We start from the raw sequence: 3,931 nt of genomic DNA, 5'->3' as shown, positions 1-3,931 counted from the left end.
GAACCGTTGCCGCAGTTCGGCATCGGTGTAGGAGGCCGCGGTCAGCTCCGCCAGCTGTTGCCAGGCGCCGGGGCTGCGGCCCCACAGTTGCTCGGCCTCGCCGGGTTGGACGTTGATCAGTGCCGCGGTCCCGGTCGCACGCCGCCACAGCGCCGCCATGTTGTCGTGGAGTTGGCGTTCTGCTGGCTCGCTGTCCGGCAACCCACCCGTGTGCACACGATGCAGGTACTCCGCGCGGACCAGGGCAGTGTGTTCCAACCGCCACACGTCCTCGGCGAGCTGGTCGAGCAGGTACAGGCGTGCCGGATCCACCCCCGGCGGGGCCGACGTCAGTGATGCTGTTTCGGGGGTATCGCCCCAGCGTGCGCCTCTGGCGCCGGTTTCGGTGGCGTAGTCGATCATCCGTTGCGGGACCCCGCGGGCGTGGGCGTGTAACTCGATCTCACCGCGCTCGTCGTCCAACGCCCTCAGGTGGGACCGCCACGTCTCGAGCTGAACGCTCGGACCGTGGGCGGGCGAGTACTGCGGGGACCCGTGGAACAAGGTGCGGTAGTGGTCGTAGCTGGTGTTCTGGATGCGTTCGAGTAGGCGAAGCTGCCACGACGGCAGATCCTCAGCACCCGAGAGGGGATGACTCACCGGTTTCTCCAATCCTGTTGTTCGACTGTGTGTTCAGTGCTCCCGGAACGGCCTGGACCGTGCGCGGCGGTTCACGGCCCCGGCCCGATCTCGGGCCCGGCGTGTTGATCCGGGGTCGGGCCCGGTCGGGGATCGGTGGGGTCGTGTTCGGTGTGGGCACCGGCGCCGGTGGCCTCGATCGCGGCGTCGATATCAACGCCGCCGACTACCCGCTCCGTGGGATTAGCCCCGAGGGCGGCTGCGGCGAGCTCGACCATCCGGTCGGGCAGGACGGGCAGCTGGCGGTTGATGTCGTCGGGAGTGATTCCGGCGGCTTGCAGCACCATCACCGGCATCGACACCGTGGCGAAGTCGGTGTCGATGACGGCCTGCCACCGCGCCGACAACTCCGCCCGGTCGAGCTTCGACAGGGCGTGCGCGACCTGCTCGGTCCACGCCCTGGGGGTGGGTTCCCACGCGTGTTGCTGTTCGACCGTGGTCAAGCCCAGGGTGTGCCCGACCGCGCCGACCTGTTGCCAGCTCACGCCCATGACGCGGCGGAATGCGGCGAACCCGGCACGCGATAGGTCGCCCTGTCGCGCGGCAGCGGCCCCGACGCCGGCCATCGTCTGTAGTTCAGCGACTGCTCGCCGGTGCCCGCGCAGGAGGGTGTCGCGGTCGATCGCTTCGGTGCTCAACAATGGTTGGCCGGGTGCCCAGCGGTGTCCGCGTTCCCCGCAGGCGCGGGTGTAGTCGATCACCGATTTCGGCACCCCGACCGCGGTGGCGATCGCTTCCAGGTTTTCCCTGGTGCGGCGCCCGATATCCAGATGCGCCAACGCCATCGGTGACAAGCCCTGGCTGCCGACGGTGCGGGATTGGTCGATCAGGTGCTGGTTGTCGCTGGCCAGGTTCTGCACGGCCTTGAGCAGCTTGGCCTGCACCGGATTCGGCTCGAACATCTCACCGGCCCCGTCCCACATCGAGATCGCCACGCCACACTTCGAGCTCGGTGCCGGGGACGCGACCAGACGGGGGTTCTGCTCCGCCACTGGTCAAGCCAGGATCAGCAGCGGTGGGATCGACGTCGTGAACCGCCGTCGCCGAAACCGCAGCCTCGATCCATTCACCGTCCTCGACGACCTCCGCGTCGATAATCGCCTCAGCGGCCGGGGCGGTGGTCGGAGCGAGATAGCCCGCGAGGTAACCGAACTCGTGGTGCAAGTGCGCGTCCATGGTCAGATCGGCCGCTAGCCCGCCCACGTCGTCGACGCCGCGCGGTCTGCGTGGGGACCGATTCGCGGCGTTGTCGGTGAAGAAGTCTTCGGAGTCCAGGCCGGTGTCATCGGTGAACCGCTCTTCATAGGCCCGGCGCGCGGCTTCGGCATCCGGAGACAGGTCGCGGGCGGCATCTGCGGCGGCGAACTGGGCCGCTGCGGCCTTGGCGGCGCCGGTGCGTTCATCGAAGTGGTGCAGGGTGTCGGTGAATCCGGCCGCGCGGCGGCGGATCTCGATCATCAGCTCCTTGAGCTCGACATCGAGCTCGTGCAACGCCACCTCGCGGGCTTCGCGGTTGGTGTAGCCAGCGATGCGTGCGGCATGGACCTCGCTGCTCTGCTGCCGGGACAGCTCACCGTCGAGCTCGCGGCGCGCCAAATCTGTTTCAGCCCTGACGATCTGGCCCTCTTTGTGGCGGAGGTCGACCTCGGTGATCTTGGCGGCGTTGTCGATGCGGGCGCGGACCTCGGCGATCTTGACCATGGCCAGTTGTTGCTCGGTTCCCAGGTTGCCGAGGCGGGCCTGGTGCTCGATCCACGACCGTTGGTTCTTGGCCGCTTCGTTCGCGAGTCTCTGATCGGACTCCGCGCGTGAGCGCGATTCCCCGCCCCTGCTGCGGAACAACGCGTTGGTGGTGTGCGCGGTCTGCAACGCCTGCAGAAACCCCTGCCGGACCGCTTGCCCACCTTCTTCGACCGGATCCCCGTTCATCACAACACCCGCATTTCGGCGACCAACCATGCACGTTCGGCCCCCGCGCGAGTCGCCCGCGCGGACACCGAAAACTCGATCGGTGTCCTGGCGGCCGAGGTGAGGGCGACAGTGAAGACCCGGCTCGACGAGGTCGCGGTATCAGGCACAGGGGTATCGCCGGTCACAGCGACCTCGGTGCGCAGCGGCACCCTGGAATCGACCCAGTCCCCCCACGCCTCGGGGGTAATCGGCGCCCACAACGACTCCCCGATCCGGGCGTCTGTCGCATATGTGGCGCGCATCAGCGGCCGCGCGGCCTCGAACGCCGACCGTGCGTCCACCCCAGCAACCGGATCCAGCCGATACAGCATGGTCACCGCGACCTGGAGAACCGCAGACGCCGAACAGGGCGCAACCTCGGTGTGCGGTGGCGGGAACGCCTCGGCGCGACAGCCCGGTTCGACCACCGGCGCATGAGCGGACGAACACCCACTCACCGCCGCCAGCACGACGAGGGCGACGCTGGGGAACGCGACGGGTTTCATGACGCAGCGTCCCAGAGTTCGTGCAGGTCGACGGTGCGCCACCGGACTTCGTCGGGCCAGGTGCATTGCTCGGCGGCGGGGTTGCGCACCGGGACGGTCGCGATGTCGAGGACCAGGCTCGCAGTCGTAGCGATGCGGTGGAGCCGCGCAAAGTCCAGGCCGCGGCTACGCGCCAGATTCAGCCGCAAGACCCCAGCGTCGCCACCCCACTCAGCCAGGGCGTGCGCGGCCAACTCGATCGCCTTCTCCGCCGAGAGGGTGGCCGCCTCTACCCCGTCGACCATCTCAACGCCGAAGGTTTCGTGCCAGATCATGCGACCGGAGGCACCGCACACGGTGAACGCGTCCAGGGTCGCCGCCGACCACACCGTCAGCGCCGGTCCGGTCGCGGCCTTGCGCACGAGGTTGGCACCTGATGTGGCCCAGAGGATTTCGGATTGGCGCAGACCGTCGTAATCGATCCCGGCGAGATCGAGCAAGGCTTGGATGTATCGGTCCGACAAGTCACTGGTAGTGAAGCCGTATTCGGTTGCGAGGCTGTCGAATTCGCCGGTTGTGGCGAAGGCCTGTAGTTCAGTTGCCCGGGCGCGGACCATGTCTTCGGGGGTGGTCGGTGTCGCCGCGGCACAGGTACGGGGGTGGGTGGTCATCGCGTTTTCCTTCGGAGCGATCGGTCAGAAATCTGGTTCGAGCTGTGGGTGCGCAACCTCGCCAGGAGGCGGAAGGTCGAACAGGTCGCCGTCTGCGATGCCGTAGCTGTCCTCGATGCCGGTGGCGGCGATCGCGGCACCGATCCC

The 3,931-nt window shown here is 68.0% G+C and carries 5 protein-coding genes; all 5 read right to left on the bottom strand.

Translation table 11 applies throughout. The features are described from left to right. Positions 1-639 (bottom strand): hypothetical protein (locus tag QH270_RS27080; RefSeq protein WP_280346878.1); only part of this gene is annotated, 639 nt, incomplete at its 3' end. 71 nt (positions 640-710) lie between these two features. Next, positions 711-1,613, bottom strand: coding sequence for a hypothetical protein (locus QH270_RS27075; protein ID WP_280346877.1), 903 nt, complete (start codon positions 1,611-1,613; stop codon positions 711-713). Beyond that, the gene (locus tag QH270_RS27070) at positions 1,582-2,379 is read right to left on the bottom strand and encodes a hypothetical protein (RefSeq protein WP_280346876.1); all 798 of its coding nucleotides are present in this window, start codon (positions 2,377-2,379) and stop codon (positions 1,582-1,584) included. The genes QH270_RS27075 and QH270_RS27070 overlap by 32 nt, the downstream gene beginning before the upstream one ends. 227 nt (positions 2,380-2,606) lie before the next feature. Beyond that, entirely contained in the window at positions 2,607-3,134 is a 528-nt protein-coding gene (locus QH270_RS27065) for a hypothetical protein (RefSeq protein ID WP_067641744.1), read from the bottom strand. Further along, positions 3,131-3,784, bottom strand: coding sequence for a hypothetical protein (locus tag QH270_RS27060; RefSeq protein ID WP_067641746.1), 654 nt, complete (start codon positions 3,782-3,784; stop codon positions 3,131-3,133). The genes QH270_RS27065 and QH270_RS27060 overlap by 4 nt, the downstream gene beginning before the upstream one ends. Positions 3,785-3,931: the final 147 nt, after the last annotated feature.

The organism is Nocardia neocaledoniensis, from assembly GCF_029868625.1.
Lineage (GTDB): Bacteria > Actinomycetota > Actinomycetes > Mycobacteriales > Mycobacteriaceae > Nocardia > Nocardia neocaledoniensis_A.
Note: the sequence above shows the minus strand (reverse complement) of the source record. Positions and strands in the feature narration are given on the sequence as shown.